Origin of the sequence: Ferrovum myxofaciens (assembly GCF_000735045.1) — a bacterium.
Classification (GTDB): domain Bacteria; phylum Pseudomonadota; class Gammaproteobacteria; order Burkholderiales; family Ferrovaceae; genus Ferrovum; species Ferrovum myxofaciens.
Map to the genome: position 1 here is coordinate 1 of NZ_JPOQ01000466.1, position 271 is coordinate 271.

Consider the following 271-nt stretch of genomic DNA (forward strand, 5'->3'; position numbering starts at 1 on the left):
GCACGGTGGGTGCGAGGGCGAGAGTACCGGGTAATCCTGCGCGAGCAGAGTAAACCGTTGCTTTCAGCCCCTGTCTTCTCCGTTCTTATCGAACGGAAGGAGGTGTGCGGTAGGGAAACGGGACCACGGAGGAAATGCCGTGAAACCCTGGTTGTGGAATACCCGGTATAAGTCCGGGTCTGGGGATGCGTGGAAACCGCATAACCAGTACGCACTGGGATGGCTATGAGGCTGGATAAAAGCCAGCGTCGGTTCGATGAGGCAAGTGCCT

1 protein-coding gene is annotated in these 271 nt (G+C 57.6%); it reads right to left on the reverse strand.

Features of this window, described 5'->3' with window-relative positions:
• Positions 1 to 63 precede the first annotated feature (63 nt).
• Positions 64 to 271, reverse strand: a 208-nt coding sequence (locus tag IV91_RS19395) for a hypothetical protein (protein ID WP_233418501.1), incomplete at its 5' end; no start/stop codon positions are given.